The sequence below is a fragment of the Euzebyales bacterium genome, assembly GCA_035461305.1.
Taxonomy (GTDB): domain Bacteria; phylum Actinomycetota; class Nitriliruptoria; order Euzebyales; family JAHELV01; genus JAHELV01.
The window spans coordinates 1-16881 of the sequence record DATHVN010000131.1; the positions used below are offsets into that span (position 1 = coordinate 1).

General features: G+C 71.8%; 18 protein-coding genes. 6 read left to right on the plus strand and 12 right to left on the minus strand.

The features are described 5' to 3' along the window. Positions 1-343: 343 nt before the first annotated feature. Entirely contained in the window at positions 344-751 is a 408-nt protein-coding gene (locus tag VK923_12035; GenBank protein HSJ45403.1) for an HTH domain-containing protein, read from the minus strand. Positions 752-954: 203 nt separating this feature from the next. On the opposite strand from VK923_12035, the gene VK923_12040 reads away from it, so the two are divergent. Together VK923_12040 and VK923_12045 are read left to right on the plus strand one after the other, a co-directional pair. Continuing rightward, complete coding sequence (locus VK923_12040; GenBank protein HSJ45404.1) at positions 955-1272, plus strand: VOC family protein; 318 nt, start codon at positions 955-957, stop codon at positions 1270-1272. A gap of 27 nt (positions 1273-1299) precedes the next feature. Continuing rightward, entirely contained in the window at positions 1300-1806 is a 507-nt protein-coding gene (locus VK923_12045) for a crosslink repair DNA glycosylase YcaQ family protein (GenBank protein ID HSJ45405.1), read from the plus strand. A 91-nt stretch (positions 1807-1897) separates the two neighbouring features. Here VK923_12045 and VK923_12050 read toward each other — a convergent pair whose 3' ends face one another. After that, positions 1898-2239, minus strand: a complete 342-nt coding sequence (locus VK923_12050) for a nuclear transport factor 2 family protein (protein ID HSJ45406.1) — start codon at positions 2237-2239, stop codon at positions 1898-1900. Positions 2240-2960: 721 nt separating this feature from the next. Here VK923_12050 and VK923_12055 point away from each other — a divergent pair. After that, positions 2961-3914, plus strand: a complete 954-nt coding sequence (locus VK923_12055) for a lysylphosphatidylglycerol synthase transmembrane domain-containing protein (protein ID HSJ45407.1) — start codon at positions 2961-2963, stop codon at positions 3912-3914. A 19-nt stretch (positions 3915-3933) separates the two neighbouring features. Here the strand turns inward: VK923_12055 and VK923_12060 are convergent, their stop codons facing one another. The 3 genes from VK923_12060 to VK923_12070 form a co-directional block, all read right to left on the minus strand. Then, positions 3934-4221 (minus strand): hypothetical protein, encoded by a 288-nt coding sequence (locus tag VK923_12060; protein ID HSJ45408.1) that lies wholly within the window; start codon positions 4219-4221, stop codon positions 3934-3936. Positions 4222-4292: 71 nt separating this feature from the next. Next, positions 4293-4946 carry a class I SAM-dependent methyltransferase gene (locus tag VK923_12065; protein HSJ45409.1) on the minus strand — a complete coding sequence of 218 codons (654 nt, stop codon included), beginning with the start codon at positions 4944-4946 and terminating at the stop codon, positions 4293-4295. Beyond that, entirely contained in the window at positions 4939-5832 is an 894-nt protein-coding gene (locus VK923_12070; protein ID HSJ45410.1) for a glycosyltransferase family 2 protein, read from the minus strand. The genes VK923_12065 and VK923_12070 overlap by 8 nt, the downstream gene beginning before the upstream one ends. 175 nt (positions 5833-6007) lie before the next feature. Here VK923_12070 and VK923_12075 point away from each other — a divergent pair, with 175 nt between their 5' ends. Together VK923_12075 and VK923_12080 are read left to right on the plus strand one after the other, a co-directional pair. Next, the gene (locus VK923_12075; protein HSJ45411.1) at positions 6008-6742 is read left to right on the plus strand and encodes an SGNH/GDSL hydrolase family protein; all 735 of its coding nucleotides are present in this window, start codon (positions 6008-6010) and stop codon (positions 6740-6742) included. A 137-nt stretch (positions 6743-6879) separates the two neighbouring features. Beyond that, positions 6880-8232, plus strand: a complete 1353-nt coding sequence (locus tag VK923_12080) for a mercuric reductase (protein ID HSJ45412.1) — start codon at positions 6880-6882, stop codon at positions 8230-8232. 11 nt (positions 8233-8243) lie between these two features. Here the strand turns inward: VK923_12080 and VK923_12085 are convergent, their stop codons facing one another. The 5 genes from VK923_12085 to VK923_12105 form a co-directional block, all read right to left on the minus strand. Beyond that, positions 8244-9164, minus strand: a complete 921-nt coding sequence (locus VK923_12085; GenBank protein ID HSJ45413.1) for an NAD-dependent epimerase/dehydratase family protein — start codon at positions 9162-9164, stop codon at positions 8244-8246. A 112-nt stretch (positions 9165-9276) separates the two neighbouring features. After that, on the minus strand, positions 9277-10470 hold the full coding sequence (locus VK923_12090; protein HSJ45414.1) for a molybdopterin-binding protein: 1194 nt from the start codon (positions 10468-10470) through the stop codon (positions 9277-9279). A gap of 115 nt (positions 10471-10585) precedes the next feature. Further along, a complete protein-coding gene (locus tag VK923_12095; GenBank protein HSJ45415.1) occupies positions 10586-12100 on the minus strand; it encodes a hypothetical protein in 1515 nt (504 codons plus the stop codon). Next, positions 12097-12951 carry an ABC transporter ATP-binding protein gene (locus VK923_12100; protein HSJ45416.1) on the minus strand — a complete coding sequence of 285 codons (855 nt, stop codon included), beginning with the start codon at positions 12949-12951 and terminating at the stop codon, positions 12097-12099. The genes VK923_12095 and VK923_12100 overlap by 4 nt, the downstream gene beginning before the upstream one ends. After that, a complete protein-coding gene (locus VK923_12105; protein HSJ45417.1) occupies positions 12948-13550 on the minus strand; it encodes a helix-turn-helix domain-containing protein in 603 nt (200 codons plus the stop codon). The genes VK923_12100 and VK923_12105 overlap by 4 nt, the downstream gene beginning before the upstream one ends. 80 nt (positions 13551-13630) lie before the next feature. Between VK923_12105 and VK923_12110 the strand changes: the two genes are divergently transcribed. After that, complete coding sequence (locus tag VK923_12110; protein ID HSJ45418.1) at positions 13631-14305, plus strand: SIMPL domain-containing protein; 675 nt, start codon at positions 13631-13633, stop codon at positions 14303-14305. 6 nt (positions 14306-14311) lie between these two features. Here the strand turns inward: VK923_12110 and VK923_12115 are convergent, their stop codons facing one another. Both VK923_12115 and VK923_12120 read right to left on the minus strand, forming a co-directional pair. Continuing rightward, complete coding sequence (locus tag VK923_12115; GenBank protein ID HSJ45419.1) at positions 14312-15001, minus strand: potassium channel family protein; 690 nt, start codon at positions 14999-15001, stop codon at positions 14312-14314. Then, the gene (locus tag VK923_12120) at positions 14998-16833 is read right to left on the minus strand and encodes a glycoside hydrolase family 15 protein (GenBank protein HSJ45420.1); all 1836 of its coding nucleotides are present in this window, start codon (positions 16831-16833) and stop codon (positions 14998-15000) included. Before VK923_12120 ends, VK923_12115 begins: the two co-directional genes overlap by 4 nt. Positions 16834-16881 lie beyond the last annotated feature (48 nt).

Consider the following 16881-nt stretch of genomic DNA (forward strand, 5'->3'; position numbering starts at 1 on the left):
CGACCCGGACCACACCGTCGGCGACCTCACCGATCCGCCGGCCGTGGCGCCCGAACTGCGATTGCAGGAATTGCACCAGCCTCGCGCTGACCAGGACGGTCGCCGACGTCCGCGCGCGGCGCTGCTCGACCTCGTCCACGCCTCCTCCCCCGCGGTCGACAGCTTGAGGTCCGATGGCCGCTCGAAGTGTCGTCGGTCACCTCGGCCTCGACGATGCGGTCGATACGGAAGGTGCGGCGCCCCTTGCTCCGTGGCGGCCAGCAGGTACAGACATGGTCCTTGTCAGCCAGGCCCCACGGGTCGACCATGCGGTTGGTCCGCGTGCCGGAGCGGCCGTCGTAGGTCAGGCGCACCCTCGTGCGCCGCACGACGGCCGTCTGCAGGGCGGATACGAGCTCAGGTTGCGCTGCGGCGCCGGGATCGCCCCACCCGGTCGGGTCGACGACGCGGCGTCGGCCGCGGCCTGCGCCTCGGCCCGGAAGGTGGTGGGAAGCGTGCGCACCAGCTTGTGCAGCGCCGAGGTCGCCTGCGGCGAGCTGCCGGCGGACGGTCCGAGCAGCAGAAACAGCGCCCGCGCCTCGTCCGCCGTCAGCCCGGTCAGGTCGGTCCGTGCTCCGCCGAGCAGGGGCCACCCGCGACCGTGCCCCGGCTGCGCGTAGACCGGGATGCCCGCAGCGGAGAGCGCCTCCAGATCGCGGCGCGCGGTGGCCACCGAGACCTCGAGCTCATCGGCAAGCGCGGCCGCGGTCATGCGGACCGCGGCGTGCGCGGATCCTGCCGGCGCCCGGTTCCGCCTGTGGCAGGCGCGTCGGCGCCCAGGCGCGCAGCTCGTGAACGCGCCCGCCACCTGGAACTTCAGCGACCTGCACACGCCGGATCGGCAGGCGGCGATGGCATTCTATGGCCCGATCTTCGGGTGGCTGGACGCCGACCTCGGGGCATGGTGCCGGGACGATGCTGCAGATGCCGGGGTACGGGGCGCACCTCGCCGCCACGGTGGATCCCGGCATCCACGAGCGCCAGGTGTCGGCTCCGCCGGGCTTCGCCGACGTGATCGGCGGCCTCGTCGTCATCGGTGCGGGTGACACCGCACGGTGGCACGTGACGTTCAGCGTGGCGGACCGTGACGACAGCGCTGCGACAGCCGAGCGGCGCGGTGCGACGGTCCTGACGTCGTCAGAGGACATGTGGACCCGGCAGGCCCTCCTGCGCGACCCACAGGGCGCCGAGCTCACGATCAGCCAGTTCACGCCGCCGGACGGCGACTGGTAGTGCGACGGACCGCGGCGGTTCGCTCACGTGTCGCGGTCTACGGCGCTACTTCACCGGGCACGGGCGACGGTCCGCGACTTCCGCTGGTGGTCGAGCCGCACCATGGCCCAGATCAGCGCTGGGTTGGAGCTGGTCGACGCCGAGCTGCACCGCGAGGTCGTCGACGGTCGCACCTACCTCGTCGCGGCACCGCCACCCGCGTCGGCTGCGCGGGCGTCGGCTGACCCCGTCGTCCGCCTGCTCCAATCGCTCGACGAGCACGTCGTCGGCTACCAGGAGAGCCGCGACGTGGTCGACCTCGCCGGCCTGGAGGCCGCCAACTGGCTCACGCTCGGACTGCCCCCGGCCCTGGTCATTGTCGACGGGCAGATCGCCGGGTCGCTGGCGCCGGACGGTCAGGGCCAGGCGGGTCGACGTCGACGTCGTGGGCTACCGGCGTTCGACGATGCGGAACTGGAGGCCCTGCGGGTCGAAGCCGTACGCCACGCCGCCGCGTGGGGCCGCGGGGCGGAGCTGACCACGTCCACGCAGTAGCGGACATCGCGGCCGAGCTCCGCGTCTGGTGCGCGAGCCACACGAGCGTCCGCGTCACTCGTGCACCAGCCGTGCGCCTCGACGACACGGATCAGCCCGTGTCGACCCTTCCGCCGAAGAACACCTGCACCTCGTGGATCTGGCCGTCGCGGACCGTGTGCACCTCGGTGTTGCGGTAGCGGGCCCCTCCTTCGAGCTCGTACTCGTAGAGGGCGAACACGTCGCCGCCGCTCGCGGGCACGACCTCGAGCAGTTCGTAGGACCGGACGCGCGACACGGTGGGGAAGCAGCGGTCGAACCACGTCGCCTTGTCGATATGGTCGTCCTGCGGACTCGTGAAGACGAAGTCGTCGGCGAGCAGGCGCTCGGCCGCATCCCGATCCTGGTCGACGTAGCTGGCGAAGCACGCCCGCACGATCTCGGCGTTGGTCATGTTGTAACACCACCCCTCTCGTCTCCGCAGGGTCGACGATGACGAATCGTCGAACGCATTGCAACGGTCGCATCACCGGTCGCGGCGCACCCATGCTGCCGGCCGGCGGCAGGTGCCGCCGCACCGGTCGGACGGCGCGCGGGGGACAGTCGGACCAGGGTCAGCACCGATGCCGGGTCGCCGTCCCGGTCCTCGACGGTTGCATCGGCCCAATGCGGGCATCGGCAGCCACGGCTGTCCGGTCGAGAAGCCGAACGACGGTGGCCTGCCCGGCCAGGACAGCGGACGGCGGCACCCGTCACGCCCCTGACCACGCCGGCAGCGCTCGCGACGGCGGGACCCCTGCGCGTCGTCGGGCAGGTCCACCTCCTCGAGGCCCAGCTCCTGTCCTGGTACAACAACGCCGTGCCGGGCAGCGCGAACAGCAGCAACGCGGCCGCCCGGGCCGACGATCGACTGCCACCGGCGGTACAGCGGTGCAGAACCGCCTGGTTCGTCGCCGTGTGCCAGTCGGCCCACAAGGGGACGGGGGTGCGGCTCTTCCAAGTCCCGCAGCTGCGGGTCCTTGAACAACCCTTGTGCGGCGTCGATGCGAACTCGTCGACGCGGCGGTCCAACCAGAAGCGCAGGATGTCCTCGAAGTCACGGCGGACCGCCTCGTCGTGGTCGGTCGGCAAGGCACGAGGCTGCCCCGGGCCCGGGACGGCTACGATCGGGCGCAGTGACGTTGGAAACGGAGCCGGCGACGGTACGCGGCGACGCCCCGTCTCCGACGGGACGGCGTGGACTGCTGCGTCGAATCGCGCGCATCGGCTGGATCGTCGTCCTCGTCGCGGCGCTCGCGCTCGCCCTGCGGTCCCGGTGGACGGAGGTCGGCGACCAGCTCGCGACGCTCGACGTCTGGCGGCTCACGGTGGCGACCGGCGTCGGCCTGGTCGGGGTCGGTCTCAGCTCGGGCATCTGGCATGCCATGCTCCGCGGGATCGGCGAGCCGCTGCCGCTGGCCGCATCGCTGCGGATCTTCTTCTTGGGTCAGATCGGCAAGTACGTGCCGGGTGCGGTGTGGCCGGCGGTGACCCAGGCCGCGCTGGCCCGTGAGCACGGCGTGGCACCGCGCGCCACCGTGACGGCAGTGACCCTCTTCATCTGGGTCCACCTGGTGACCGGCGCCGCACTGGGGATCACCGTTCTCGCCGGGACCGGTGACCTCCCCATCTGGTCGCTGGCGGTGCTGCCGGCGCTCGTGGCACTGCTGGCACCGCCGGTGCTGCGCTGGACGCTCGCGCGGCTGCTCCGGTTGGCGCGTCGTGAACCGCTTCGCGCCCTGCCGGACGGACGCCACCTGCTGGCGGCGTGCTGCTGGGCGCTGGCGATGTGGGCCTGCTACGGCGTGCACCTGCAGCTCCTGACGTCCGCGGTGCAACAGCCGATCGGGCCGGGCACGGCCACCGGTGTGTTCGCGGCGTCGTGGTTCATCGGGTTCGTGCTGCTGGTCGCGCCCGCCGGCGTCGGCCCGCGTGAGGCCGCGATGGTCGCGCTGCTGCCGCTGACCGCGGGGGCCGGCCTGCTGGTGGCGCTGGTCTCGCGCCTGATCCTCACGGTCGCCGATGCGGTGTGGGCCGCCGTGACCGGCGTCAGCCCGGCCCTCGCGCGGACGGTGCCGCCACCGGGCTGACACACCCCATGTGGCGGTGCTACTGCCAGGCGAGCGATCGGAGGCCGTCGCTCGCGGCGTCGTCGCCCGCGGCCCCTGGTGCAGCGGTGTCCAGACGCGCGCGTGCGGCGCGCAGCAGCTGGCACGCGGTGGTGTCGGCACGGTCGGTGGCGTGGGCGCGCAGCGTGTCGAGTGCCCACTCGAGCGTGCGGATCGCGTCCGGCGACAGCCGTGCGCAGCGGATCAGCTGCTCGACTGCAGGATCGGATGCGCCGGGATCGACGATACGCGCATCGAGGCGCTGCGCCGCCAATCGTGCCTGGGTCATGAGGGAGGCTCGGACGCTTGCCATGACAGATTGCTCCGGAGGTGGTGCGGTAGGGATCGCTGACGGTTGCGCTAGGTGCAGCGCGCCCAGGTGATGGTCCACGGCAGGGGCTTCTCGACCGCACGCACACCGCCCACCTGGCTGACGAACTTGATGAACCCCGGCGTCGACCAGTGGTTCAGGTGACCAGGCGTGTTGCCCCAGTCCCCCACATGCCGGCCCGCGACCATGTTGGCGGTGCGGAAGACCGGCTCGCGCGGCACCGACAGCACGAGGTGGCCGGCTGACACGCGTGCCATCTCGACCAGTCCCTGCTGTGGCCTGGTGAGGTGTTCCATGACCTCGACCGCGACGACGACGTCGAAGAACCCGGCGGGGAACGGCAGCCTGCTCGCGTCGGCGTGCACGTACCGGGGTCCGGGATGCTCGCGCCACCAGCTGCGCAGCGTCGCGTCCGGCAGGTCCAGTGCTGTGACGTCCGCCCATCGCTGCTGCAGGCGCCTGGCGATCAGGCCTTCGCCACAGCCCACTTCGAGCACGCGTCCGCGGGGTGTCTCGGCGGCGACCCGGTCGAGGATGCTGTCCAGCCGCTCGAGGAAGCGTCGCGTCAGGAGCCTGATGGCCGGGTTCGACGACTCGTACTTGTGGTGGTGGTTGCCGATGACGACGTCGGGCGTCTCGGCCGTGTCCGCGGGCGCGCCTGCCGGGGGCATGGTGTCAGTCATGGCGATTCATCCGGACGATCAGATCGGCCAGCAGGCCGAGGCTGAACAGGATCAGGCCGCTCAACACGAGCATGGTGGCGTTCGTCGTGATACGCAGCGACTTGGTGAAGATGTCGAAGAAGATCTTGAAGACGCCCGCGGCGAGCAGCGTGAGGGCGATGGGAGCGAACACCCGCAGCGGCTCGAAGTAGGTCACCATCCGCACCACCTGCAGGATGTAGCGGTAGGCGTCCTTGATCGGGTGGAAGTGAGAGCGTCCCGCCCGTGGTGAATACGCGATCGGCATGTAGTCGACCAGGAGGCCGTTGGCGAGGAACGCCAGCGTGATCGTCGTCACGCACGAGAACCCCGCCGGCAGCAGTCCGAGGTAGGGCAGGGCGTGCTCCTTGGAGAACGCGCGCAGGCCGGAGTTGAGGTCGGGGATGCGGCTGTCGCTGAGGTACTCGGCGAGCCGGCGAATCAACCACTTCGTGGGGACCCGCAGGAACTTGAACGTTCCCTCCTCGGTCGTGCGGGCGCCGACGACCTGGTGCGTGTTGCCCGCGACCAGGTGGTCGACCAGCTCCGGGATCCGCTCGTTGGGGTAGGTCATGTCCGCGTCGGTCCAGACCACGTACCTGCCGTGGGCCTCCAGGGTCCCGATGCGCCGCGCGGTGCCCGACCCCCGGTTGGTCGGGAAGCGCAGCAGTCGCACGAACGGAAGGCCCTCGACGCGATCGCCGGTGCCGTCGGTCGAGCCGTCGTCGATGACGAGGATCTCGAACGAGTAGTCCGTGGCCTTGAGCGCTGCGGAGATGCGGTCGACCTCGGCGACGACGTGGCCCGCCTCGTTGTAGGCGGGGAGCACGACGGTCACGTCGATGGTTGGTGGGCGTGCATCAGCCATGAGGCCAGCCGGAGAAGGAGAGGCAGCAGGGCGATCGCCACGGAAGCATAGCGGTCCGGGGCGGTCTTCGGGTATGGCCGGACGACGGGGTCGTGCGAACGGACGGCGACCTGTGACGGGCGGGGCGTCGATGGGAGCAGACGCTCTAGCATCGCCCGCCGTGAGGTACATGCGCATGCTGGGGATCGCAGTCACGGCGGTCGCCGTGCTCATCGTGGGCGAGATCGTCGCCGCGCGGTCGCGGACCTACCTCGTGGACGTGCCGTTCACCGTCGACCGGACCATCGGATCGACCGGTAACGGGCGCGCGCCGCTCGAGCTTCGCGTCCTCGGCGACTCGACCGCCGCCGGGGTCGGGGTCGACTGCGCAGAGGACGCGCTGCCGGCGCTGCTCGCCGAGCGGGTCGCACACAGGACCGGCCGTCCGGTCCACGTCGTCGGCCTCGGCGTCTCGGGTGCCGAGACCGCGGACCTGTCCACCGGCCAGATCGCATGGGTCCGCGACGCTGACGTGATCGTGCTCGTCGTGGGCAGCAACGACGTGATCCACGCGACCGGGCGCTCGCGCATGCGTGAGCAGACCGCGCAGGTGCTCTCCGACGCGACCGCAACAGGGGCGTCGGTCGTGCTCGGTGGCATCCCCCGGTTCTACGGCGTCCGCGCGCTCGCCCAGCCGTTGCGTGCGATGGTCGACGGGTACGCTGCGGTCCTGCGCGACGTCCAGCGTGATGTCGCGGCGAGCTACCGCGGCGTCGTGTTCGTCGACATCGCGGCGCTGGCCAGCCCGCGGTTCCTCGGGGTCCCCGACTCGATGAGCAGCGACGCGTTCCACCCGAGCACGGTCGGCTATGGCTTCTGGGCCGACGCCCTGGCCCCGGCCGTCGTCGCGGCGGCGTCGACACCGCAGTGACGGAGCCGTGACATCGCGTGACGCGCGCACACGGCGCACGCGCGATCGAGGTCTGCGATCGCGGCCTCCGCGCGTCGGGGTGGTAGGACGGATCGAACACCGGCGTCTAGGTTCGTGCGGGGCACGAGGAGGACGACATGGAGCACTACGACGCGATCGTGATGGGCGTGGGGCAGGCGGGCCCCGGAGTCGCCGCAGCGTACGCGGCCGAGGGCAGACGCGTCGCTCTGACCGAGGTCGACCGCCTGGGCGGGACGTGCCTGAACCACGGCTGCCGGCCGACCAAGGCGCTGCGGGCGAGCGCGAGGATCGCCCACCTGGCCCGCCGAGCGGGTGACTACGGCGTCGGAACCGGAGACGTCACGGTCGACTTCCCGGCCGTCATGCGCCGCATGCGCGACATGGTCGACGCCATGCGTGCCGGCATCGAGGACTGGCTGGCCGGCGAGCACATGATCGCGCTGTACGGCGGGCCGTCGGTCTTCGACGGGACCGAGGGTGGCGTGCACCGGGTCCGTGCCGATGGGCAGGTGCTCGCGTCCGAGCGGGTCTACCTCGACGTGGGCGCACGTGCGTCGGTGCCACCGATCGACGGGCTCGACGACGTGGCCTTCATGACCGAGGTCGAGCTGCTGGCACTCACCGAGCTCCCGTCGCACCTGGTCGTGGTCGGGGGCGGCTACATCGGCCTGGAGTTCGGCCAGATGTTCCGCCGCTTCGGAGCTGACGTGACCATCCTGGCCGGCGGCGGGGTGGCGCCACGTGAGGACGCGGCCGTGTCCGAAGCGCTCGCCGGCATCCTGGAGGGGGAGGGCGTCCGGATCGTCGGCGCCCGCGCGGCCCGGGTGCGTCCGGACGGCGCCGGTGTGGTCGTCGACACCAGCGGCGAGCAGATCGCCGGAAGCCACCTGCTGGTCGCCACCGGACGGGTCCCCAACGGCGACCGCATCGGTGCCGAAGCCGTCGGGCTGGCGCTCGACGAGCGCGGGTACGTGCAGATCAACGGCCGGTTCGAGACGTCGGTGCCCGGGATCTGGGCGCTCGGTGACGTCAACGGCCACGGTGCCTTCACGCATACCGCCTACCACGACACCGCGATCCTGCTCGACAGGTCCAGGTCGGTCGACGGACGCATCACGGCCTACGCGATGTTCACCGATCCGCCCCTGGGCCGCGTCGGGTTGACCGAGGCGCAGGCACGTGACAGCGGCCGGTCGGTCCTGTCGGCGACCTTGCCGATGTCCTCGGTGAGCAGGGCGATCCTCGACAGCGAGACCGACGGGTTCATGCAGGTGCTGGCCGACGCCGACACCGAGGAGCTCCTCGGCGCCACGTTCCTGGGGATGCACGGCGAGGACCTCGCACAGGTCATCGGCTTCGCGATGCAGGCCGGCGTGCGCTATCCGCAGGTGCGTGACGCCTTGCCGATCCACCCCACCGTCGCCGAGTTCATCCCGACCCTGCTCGGCTCCCTGGAACCGCTGGACTGACCGGGGCCGAGTCACGACGCCGCGCCGCCCTGCAGCACGCGCGCCTCGACCTCGGGGTCGAGGCCGACGGGTGGCAGACCGCGGGGTGGCGGCGGCGCGTCGAGGTGCTCGAGCCACGCCCAGGTGTCGGCGACGGTGTCGGCGACCGGTCGGCAGCGCAGGCCGGCCGCGACCGCCTTCGACACGTCCGAGCGGTGCAGCGCGTCGTACAGCTCGCCCGGGGGCAGCCAGATCGGCAGGTCGCTCCAGGGCTCGACGCCCGCGGCCAGGATCGGTTCCGGTGGTGTCCACCGCAGATCGGCGTCGCTGCCGGTCGCCGCGACGCAGGCATCGAGCACGTCGCGCATGGTCGCGTGACCCACGGGGCTGACCAGGTAGTAGGGACCTGACAGTCCCCGCGCAGCTGCGTCCAGGACGAACCGGGCGAGGTCACGCACGTCGATGAACTGCACGCCCGCGCCGGCGGGGCCCGGCGCCAGCACGGGACCACCGCGGGCGATGCGCGTCAGCCACCACGGTAGCCGGCCGACGTCCTCGCGGGGCCCCAGGATGAGCCCCGCGCGCGCAAGCAGGGCGCGGTCGCCGAAGGCGGACAGCGCTGCTCGCTCGCCGCCCGCCTTGGCGCGCGCGTAGTCGACGTCACCGTCATCAGCTGATGCGTCGACCGTCGGGGCGTCCTCGTAGGCGCCGGCGACGATCGGCCAGCGGTAGACGGATCGACTGGAGATGTACACGAAGCGGTCCACGCGGTCCGCCAGCGTGGCCGCGGCCTCGAGCACCGCGGTCGGTGCAGACGCCCAGGTGTCGACCGCGACGTCCCATCGCCTGCCGTCGAGCGTGGAAGACCGTCGGGCATGGTGCGGTCCCCCCGGAGCACGGTGGGTCCCTCCGGTGCCGGTCGGGTTCCACGGTTGAAGACCGTGACGTCCCATCCGCGCGTCAGCGCGTCGTCGATGATGGCCGGGCCGACGAACCCGGTGCCTCCGAGGACGAGCAGCCGTGTCGGCATGCGGCCACTATATCAGATGTGATATAGCCTCATGCCTACCACCAGTCGCCACTCACGGCCAGGCGTGCCAGGTGCAGTGCGGTGCCGCGCGCGTACGAACGGACCCGCGACGCGTCCCCGAGCAGGGTGACGGTCCGCACGGCTCTCCGGTGTGGTGTCCGTACACCCATCGCGATCTGGCGCGCGTCCCGGTCGGCATCGCGTTCGTCCGCCGGGCCCACGGCCACGAGGACGTCCGCGTCCAGTGCGTCCGCGCCACGGTCGAGCAGGGCACCGAGGCCGGCGACCGGGTCGGTGGCTGTGGCCTCGTCCGCCGGAACGACGAGCGCTCCGGCGAACCGTCCTGCGGCACCTGCCATCGGTGCGAACGAGGACGCCACCGCTCCGAGGGTCGCGACCTCCACGGTGCCCAGACGCCATCCCCGTCCGTCGAGGTGGCGCGTGAGCAGTGCCTCGACCGTCTCGTCGTCCGTGCCGAACACCACCGCACCGAGCCGCGCACGGACCTCGTCGGCCACCGGGTCGATCAGGGCGTCGGCCGCCCCGGCGTCTGCGGCCTTCGCGCTGATGCGGACCCGCACCTCGACGCCATCGACCAGGAACGCGATGGACGGGTTCGCCGTCGCGAACAGGTCGTCGAGCGCGTCGGCGACGCGCGACTCGCCCCAGCCCCACGTCCGCAGCAGCCGGCTGCGCAGCACCGTCGGCTCGCCCGCGTGTGCGCGGAGCCGGGGTAGCACCTGCTCGTCGAGCATCACCGCCATCTCCGACGGCACGCCGGGCAGCGCGTAGACCGGCACGCCGTCGTGGACCATCGTGATGCCGAGCGCGACCCCGTTGCGGTTCGGCAGCGTCTCGGTCCCTGACGGATGGTCGGCCATGCGCAGCGTCGACGACGCGACCGACCCAACCGCGCGGGTGATGCGGTCGCGGATGAGCTCGGCGTGCGCCGCGTCGCGCTGCATGGTGCGGTCGCCCACGACGCACAGCGCCTCGCGGGTCACATCGTCCTGTGTCGGGCCGATGCCGCCGGTCAGGATCACCGCGTCGGCCCGGTCGATGGCCTGGCGGATCGCGGAGACCATCCGCTCGAGGTTGTCACCGACGGTCACGTGGACGTGCGTGTCGAACCCCTCGTCGGCCAGGCGGCGGCCGATCGCAGCGGCGTTGGAGTTGACGACCTCGCCGAGCAGCAGCTCGGTCCCGATGGCGATGACCTCGACGATCACCGTGGCCGCTCGCGGATCGGGGGCCGGCGGGGAGGGGGCGGCATCGGCGGCTCCGTGTGTGCGGGCGACGGACGCGTCGTCGCGGTGATCGAACGGGCCCCACCACCTTCCACCGTCAGATCGCGCGCTGCACGACGCGGCGGGCGAGCGGCACGGCGCACACCGCCGACACGGCGATCGCACCGCAGGCGGCGCCCACGGCGACGCCCGGCGTCGGGGCCCACGACGACCACATCGCCCAGGTCGTCGGCAACGGTGCGAACGCCCAGCGCGCCGGCCCGTCCAACGCCCACGTCGCCAGCGGCAGGTACAGCGGCAGCCCGAGCATCTTCATGACGGCCACCCCCTGCACTCGGTTGCGGGCGGTCGCGGCCATCACCAGCGCGGGTACGACGCTCGCCGCGCCGGCGGCCACCGCGGTCGCCAGGACGCCGACCAGCCCGGCGGGGTGCGCGACACCGTCGACCGGCAGACTGGCGAGCAGCGCGCTCGTGGTCAGCCCAGCGGTCGCTCCCAGCCGGTAACCGAGCAACGTGCCCAGGCCCGCGCGCGTAGTCAGCACCGACCCGAACAGCCCGGCGTCGCGGTCCTCGAGCAGGAGCAGCCCGGTGAGAGATCCGAAAATGACTGGAGTGTGCACGACCAGCAGCAGCACCTCGATCAGCGGGAGGTACGGCGTGAGCGCGACGCCGTAGCGTTGGCGGACCCAGTCGACGCCGAGCGTCGCCACGAGGCGCATCGCCAGGGTGAGCAGCGGCACGCTCGCCACCAGCATGATCAGCAGGCCATCACGGACGAGCGACCGCCGGTCGGCCTGTGCGAACGAGCGCACGGCTGCCGCCGTGCTGTATCGACCACGGTGGACGGGCCACGTGGACGTGCGTGCGTCGACCGTCGGTGGCGCGGCCGCCACCATCGACGGCGGTCGGCGAAGCACGCGGCCGGCGGCGGTCGCCAGCGCCGCGATCCACAGCAGCTGCCACAACACGCTGGCCCACCGCAGATCGCCACGCAGCAGGTCGACGGCGCCTGTGACCGGCGAGACGTGCAGCACCGGAGCGGTCGTCACACCGGCCAGATACACCAGCGCCGGGGCGATCAGGGGTGCGGCGACGAACGGCGCCCGCGTGAGGAACGCCGTGAGCGTGGTGGCACCGCCGGTCAGGACGAACGCCACCAGGCCGAACAGCACGCTCAGCAGCGCGACGCCGAGCACGCGCGGCACCACGTCCGGCAGGCCGGCGGCGACGCACACGACGGCGGCGGCCGCGACCGACAACGTCGTCACGACGCCGAGGCGCGTGCCAACCCGCTCGAGGGCGCGGACCGGCGTCATCCGCAGCGCGGCGTCGACACCCTCGACGCGCTCGAGCACGAGCAGCGCCGGGACGAACAGGAACCCGAGCGCAGTGACGTCGGTCAGCAGGACGACAGGGGCGAGCGCAGCGCGCGCCCCGGTGTCAACCATCCGCAGCACGAGCGCCCACAGGACCGTAACGACAACGGTCGCGACGATGACGTTGAAGCGCCACGCCAGCGTCACCTCGGTGGCCAGCAGCCGTCCGACGCGCCGGCGTGCGGTTGCGCCGCGACCCTCGACCTGCCGCCGGGCGGACGCGACGGCCGTCACAGGCGGCGCCCAGTGACGTCAACGAACACGTCGTCCAGGCTCGCCTCGGTCGTGTGCACCGTCTCGAGGTCGGGACTGGACAGGAGCCGTGCGAGGGTGCCGTCGTGCGCGTCGAGGTCGACGTCCTCGACCCGCAGGCGCCCACCGCGGCGGTACTCGACGCGTACCCGCCGGGGCCTGCCGGTCAGCTTGAGCGCCCGCGGCGTGTCGCACGCGACGATCCGCCCGTCGACAACGAACGCGACCCGGTCGCACAACAGGTCGGCGGTCTGCATGTCGTGCGTGGTCAGGAAGACGGTCGCGCCGCGGTCGCGTTCGGCTGCGATCAGCTCGCGGACGCTGTGGGCGGTGACGGGGTCCAGTCCGCTGGTCGGTTCGTCGAGGAACAGCACGCGTGGGTCGTGGAGCAGCGCCCGTGCCAGGTTCAGTCGCACGCGCATGCCCTTGGACAAGGCGCCGACGGCGCGGTCCGTGACGTCGGTGAGCCCGACCGCGTCCAGCAGCGCGTCGAGATCCCGAGGCGCCGTGCCGTGCAGCAGCGCGAAGTGTGACAGGTCCTCGCGTACGGTCAGGCGTGCGTAGCCCGCCGGCAGCTCGAAGCTGACGCCGATCTGGTCGTACAGCTCGGGCCCCCAGGAGCCGACGTCGCGACCGAGCACCTCCACGACGCCCGTCCATCCGGTGAGCATGCCGATGACGATCTGCTGGGTCGTGGTCTTGCCCGCACCGCTGGGTCCCAGGAACCCGAAGATCTCACCCGGCCCGACGGTGAAGCCCATCCCGTCGACCGCGGGCCGGTCGGCTCCCGGGTAGGTGAACCGCAGCCCGCCGACCGCGATCGCCGTGGTCATCGTCCGAGCTCCTGGTGGGCGACGAACGTCTCAGTGAGCAGGTCGGCAAGGGGACGGCGCCCGTCGTCGCGCTGCCACACGTCGATGGCCACCTCGAGCAGGGTGCCGGCGACGGCGGCCGCGACCGTGGCGTGGTGCCGTGTCATGCCCGCACGGTCGACGAAGAGCTCGACCAGGGCCGAGCGGAGCATCCGTCCATTGCGGTCGGCGGCGGCCATGAGCGCCGGCTCGCGGTAGATCAGCTGCGCCCGCTGGAGGCTGATGCCCCGCTCGCGATCGTAGACGTCGCCGAGCAGGCCGACGACCGCGTCGTGGACGGCGGCCAGAGCCCCCTTGCCGGGGAGCCGGCCGGCGACGGCGGTCAGGATCGGCGGGTCGTACTCGTCCCAGACGACGAGCGCCTCCTTGTTGCCGAACCAGCGGTAGACGCTCATCGGCGACACCTCGGCGGCGTCGGCGATCTCGTCGACGGTCACGGCATCGAAGCCACGCTCGGTGAAGCGTGCGACGGCCTCGCGCTGCACCCGCTTCATGGCCTGCAGCCGCTTGCGCTCCCGCAGCGTCCGGGTTGCCGGACGGTTCGAGTTAGTGACTATCATCAGATAGTAGCTTACAGCTGATCGCGAGGTCATGCCACTCCTTGCCGCAGGCGGGCGAACAGCGGCTACGCTCCGGGTCGATGGGAGAGCTGCATGTCCGTGGTCGCGCCGATGCGTGGCTGCAGCCGGGCCGGGCCGTGTTGGACGTGCACGTCACCGCCAGCGACCCACACAGCCAGCACGCGGCCGTCGAGGACCTGGCCGAGCTGTGCGCCGTGGTCGACGACGTGGTCAACGAACGGCGGAACGGTCCGCAGGGGCTGGTCCGTCGCGTCGTGGTCTCGTCGATCACCAGCACCGAGGACGTCGAGCACGGGCCCGGCGGCACGCGTCGCCGCACCGGGTTCTCTGCGACGCGCACGAGCGTCCTCGACTGTCGGGCGGACGCGGACGGGCTCACCGGCCTGGTGGGTGCACTCGCTCATGACGGCGTGCGGGTCCATGGCCCGCGCTGGCACGTCAACGACGACGACCCGGCATGGGTCGGCGTGCGGACCGCGGCGGTGACCGATGCCCGGCGCCGTGCCGAGGCGTACGCGATGGCGGTCGACGGACACGTCGGTGCAGTGCGGTGGATCTCCGAGCCCGGCCTTCGCGGCGGCGCACCCGATGCGGTCCCGCGGCCGCACGTCGCGGCGGCCCGACTGGCGTCGGCGGGCGGGCACGAGGCAGGCGAGGCGCGCGCCGTGCGGATCGCCGTCGAGCCGGTCCAGGTCACCGTCGCGGTGGAGGCCGCCTTCGACCTGCGGCCCTGACCGCTGTCAGGCGTCGTGTTCCCGCGCACGTCGGGCAGCCGCGGCAGCACCGACCAGCCGGCCGATGATCAGTGCGACGATCAGGACGCCGAGGATCGCCTCGGCGATCGCCAGCGCCCTGGACACGGGGTTGGCCGGCGTGATGTCGCCGTAGCCGAGCGTGGTGAGCGTTGTGAAGCTGAAGTAGGCCATGTCCTGCCATGTCACCGGGCCGCCGGCGTACGCCGTTCCGCCGGTCAGCTCCACGGTGAGCGTGTCGACCAGCATGGTCGCCGGGATGAACAGGTCGCCCGCCAGCACGTACAGCGACGTGCCGGCGAAGATCACGTCGCGGTCGACCTCCGGTGCCTCCAGCAGGTACTCGCCGATCGCTGCCATGACCAGCAGGTGGAACACGACCAGCAGGCCGTAGGTGGCCAGCGACAGCCACAGCACGTCGGGCCACAGCGCCCACGGCACCACGAGCAGGGCGATCGTCCCGGCGACCGCGGTCGCGACGAGGGTTCGCCGGCGCGTGACGCTCGCCACCCGCGCGCCGAGGGCCAGCACGCTGACGTAGCACAGCGCATAGGCGATCGCGGCCGCGGGGTGCAGCAGGCTGACGGGGTAGGCGAGCGTCACGACCAGCAGGGCGGGCAGCAGCACGCGGACGCGGCGACGGGTGTCAATCGTCGTGGTCGAGTCCGGGGTCGTCACGCGCCGTGCTCCTCGCGCCGCGACAGCGCCCTGTCGAGGTTGAACGCGGCGGAGATCAGTGAGAGGTGCGTGAACGCCTGCGGGAAGTTGCCCAGCAGTTCGCCGCGGGGACCGATCTCCTCGGAGTACAGGCCGACGGGGTTGGCATAGGTCATCATCTTGTCGAAGACCAGGCGCGCCTTGTCGAGCCGCCCGGCGCGGGTCAGCGCCTCGACGTACCAGAACGTGCACATCGAGAACGTGCCCTCGTCGCCGGCGAGCCCGTCCGGTGCCTGGTCGGGGTCGTAGCGGTACACGAGGCTGTCACTGACCAGGACCCGCTCGATCGCATCGAGCGTCGACAGCCATCCCGGGTCGGTCGGCGCGATGAACTTGACCATCGGCATCAGGAGGACGGACGCGTCGACGGTGGTGGTGTCGAAATGCTGGGTGAACGCCGCGATGTCGTCGTTCCACGCGCGATCCATGATCTGCCGATAGATCGCATCACGCTCGGTGCGCCATCGCACCAGGTCGGCCGGCAACCCCCGCTGACGTGCCACTCGCATGCCGCGCTCGATCGCAACCCACGACATCAGGCGCGAGTACGTGAAGTCCCGTCGACCACTGCGGGTCTCCCAGATGCCCTCGTCGGACTGGTCCCAGTGGTCGCACAGCCAGTCGACCATCTGGGTGAGGTCGTCCCACTCCCGGGCGTACAGTGGGCTGCCGTACTTGTTGTACAGGTAGACCGAGTCGATCAGCTCGCCGTAGATGTCCAGCTGCAGCTGGTCGGACGCCGCGTTGCCGACGCGGACCGGCGCCGATCCCCTGTAACCCTCGAAGTGGTCCAGGGTCTCCTCGGGCATCTCGGTGCCGCCGTCGACGGTGTACATGACCTGCAGCGGCGGTCGGTTGCTGTCGGGGTCCCCGTGGAACCGGTCGGTCAGCCAGCCCATGAACGCTGCGGCCTCCTCCGTGAAGCCCAGGCGCAGCAAACCGTACAGGCTGAACGCCGCGTCGCGGATCCACGTGTAACGGTAGTCCCAGTTGCGACGACCGCCGAGCTGCTCGGGCAGGCTCGTAGTCGGTGACGCGATCAGCGCGCCGGTCGGAGCATAGGTCAGCATCTTCAGGGTCAGAGCGGCGCGGTTGACCATCTCCTGCCAGCGGCCCTTGTAGCGCGACCGCCCCAGCCATCGGCGCCAGAACGCGACGGTCCCGTCGAACGCCGCACGCGTCGCCTCCTCGCTCAGGTCGGGTACGGCCGCGTCGTCAGGACACTCGAGCAGGACGAACGTCGCCGCATCACCGGTCTCCAGCGTCATCGCGGTGCGCAGGCCCGCGGCGGTGCGCTCGAGCGGGCGGCGGGTCGACAGCGTGAGCGTCGGCCTGGCGCCGGTGCAGCGCGCTCCGGTGCCGGTGCGGTCGAAGTCGTACGTGGCGCGTCCGTAGTCGGGGCGGGGCTCGAACGCGGACACCATCGGCATCCGGCCCCGCACGCAGTGGACCCGCCGGACCAGGCCGTGGCGCCCGTCGATGCCCCCGACCGGCATGAGGTCCTCGACCTCGGCGACGCCGTCGTCGCTGGAGAAGCGCGTCAGCAGCACGGCGCTGTCGGGCAGGTACAGTTGGCGGCTCGTCCAGTCCTCGCCCTCAGGCGCGATCGCCCACGAGCCGCCGCGCCGGTGGTCCAGCAGCGACGCGAACACGCTCGGCGCGTCGAACCGCCCCGGACACCACCAGTCGATCGTGCCGTTGCTTCCGACAAGCGCGGCGGAGTGCATGTCACCGATCAGCGCATGCTCCCCGATTGGCAGGTAGTCGGCGGTCACCGGCAGGCCTTTCGCCATCGACGGATCGTGGGGATCTGGCTCGCTCATGGATCGGGGTGCGGCGGG

Bases quoted from the DNA above. Each gene is read 5' to 3' on its own strand.
- VK923_12035 (HSJ45403.1), bottom strand. From the start codon at position 751: ATGACCGCGGCCGCGCTTGCCGATGAGCTCGAGGTCTCGGTGGCCACC.
- VK923_12040 (HSJ45404.1), top strand. From the start codon at position 955: ATGCTGCAGATGCCGGGGTACGGGGCGCACCTCGCCGCCACGGTGGAT.
- VK923_12050 (HSJ45406.1), bottom strand. From the start codon at position 2,239: ATGACCAACGCCGAGATCGTGCGGGCGTGCTTCGCCAGCTACGTCGAC.
- VK923_12060 (HSJ45408.1), bottom strand. From the start codon at position 4,221: ATGACCCAGGCACGATTGGCGGCGCAGCGCCTCGATGCGCGTATCGTC.
- VK923_12065 (HSJ45409.1), bottom strand. From the start codon at position 4,946: ATGACTGACACCATGCCCCCGGCAGGCGCGCCCGCGGACACGGCCGAG.
- VK923_12070 (HSJ45410.1), bottom strand. From the start codon at position 5,832: ATGGCTGATGCACGCCCACCAACCATCGACGTGACCGTCGTGCTCCCC.
- VK923_12075 (HSJ45411.1), top strand. From the start codon at position 6,008: ATGCTGGGGATCGCAGTCACGGCGGTCGCCGTGCTCATCGTGGGCGAG.
- VK923_12080 (HSJ45412.1), top strand. From the start codon at position 6,880: ATGGAGCACTACGACGCGATCGTGATGGGCGTGGGGCAGGCGGGCCCC.
- VK923_12085 (HSJ45413.1), bottom strand. From the start codon at position 9,164: ATGGGACGTCACGGTCTTCAACCGTGGAACCCGACCGGCACCGGAGGG.
- VK923_12100 (HSJ45416.1), bottom strand. From the start codon at position 12,951: ATGACCACGGCGATCGCGGTCGGCGGGCTGCGGTTCACCTACCCGGGA.
- VK923_12105 (HSJ45417.1), bottom strand. From the start codon at position 13,550: ATGATAGTCACTAACTCGAACCGTCCGGCAACCCGGACGCTGCGGGAG.
- VK923_12110 (HSJ45418.1), top strand. From the start codon at position 13,631: ATGGGAGAGCTGCATGTCCGTGGTCGCGCCGATGCGTGGCTGCAGCCG.
- VK923_12120 (HSJ45420.1), bottom strand. From the start codon at position 16,833: ATGGCGAAAGGCCTGCCGGTGACCGCCGACTACCTGCCAATCGGGGAG.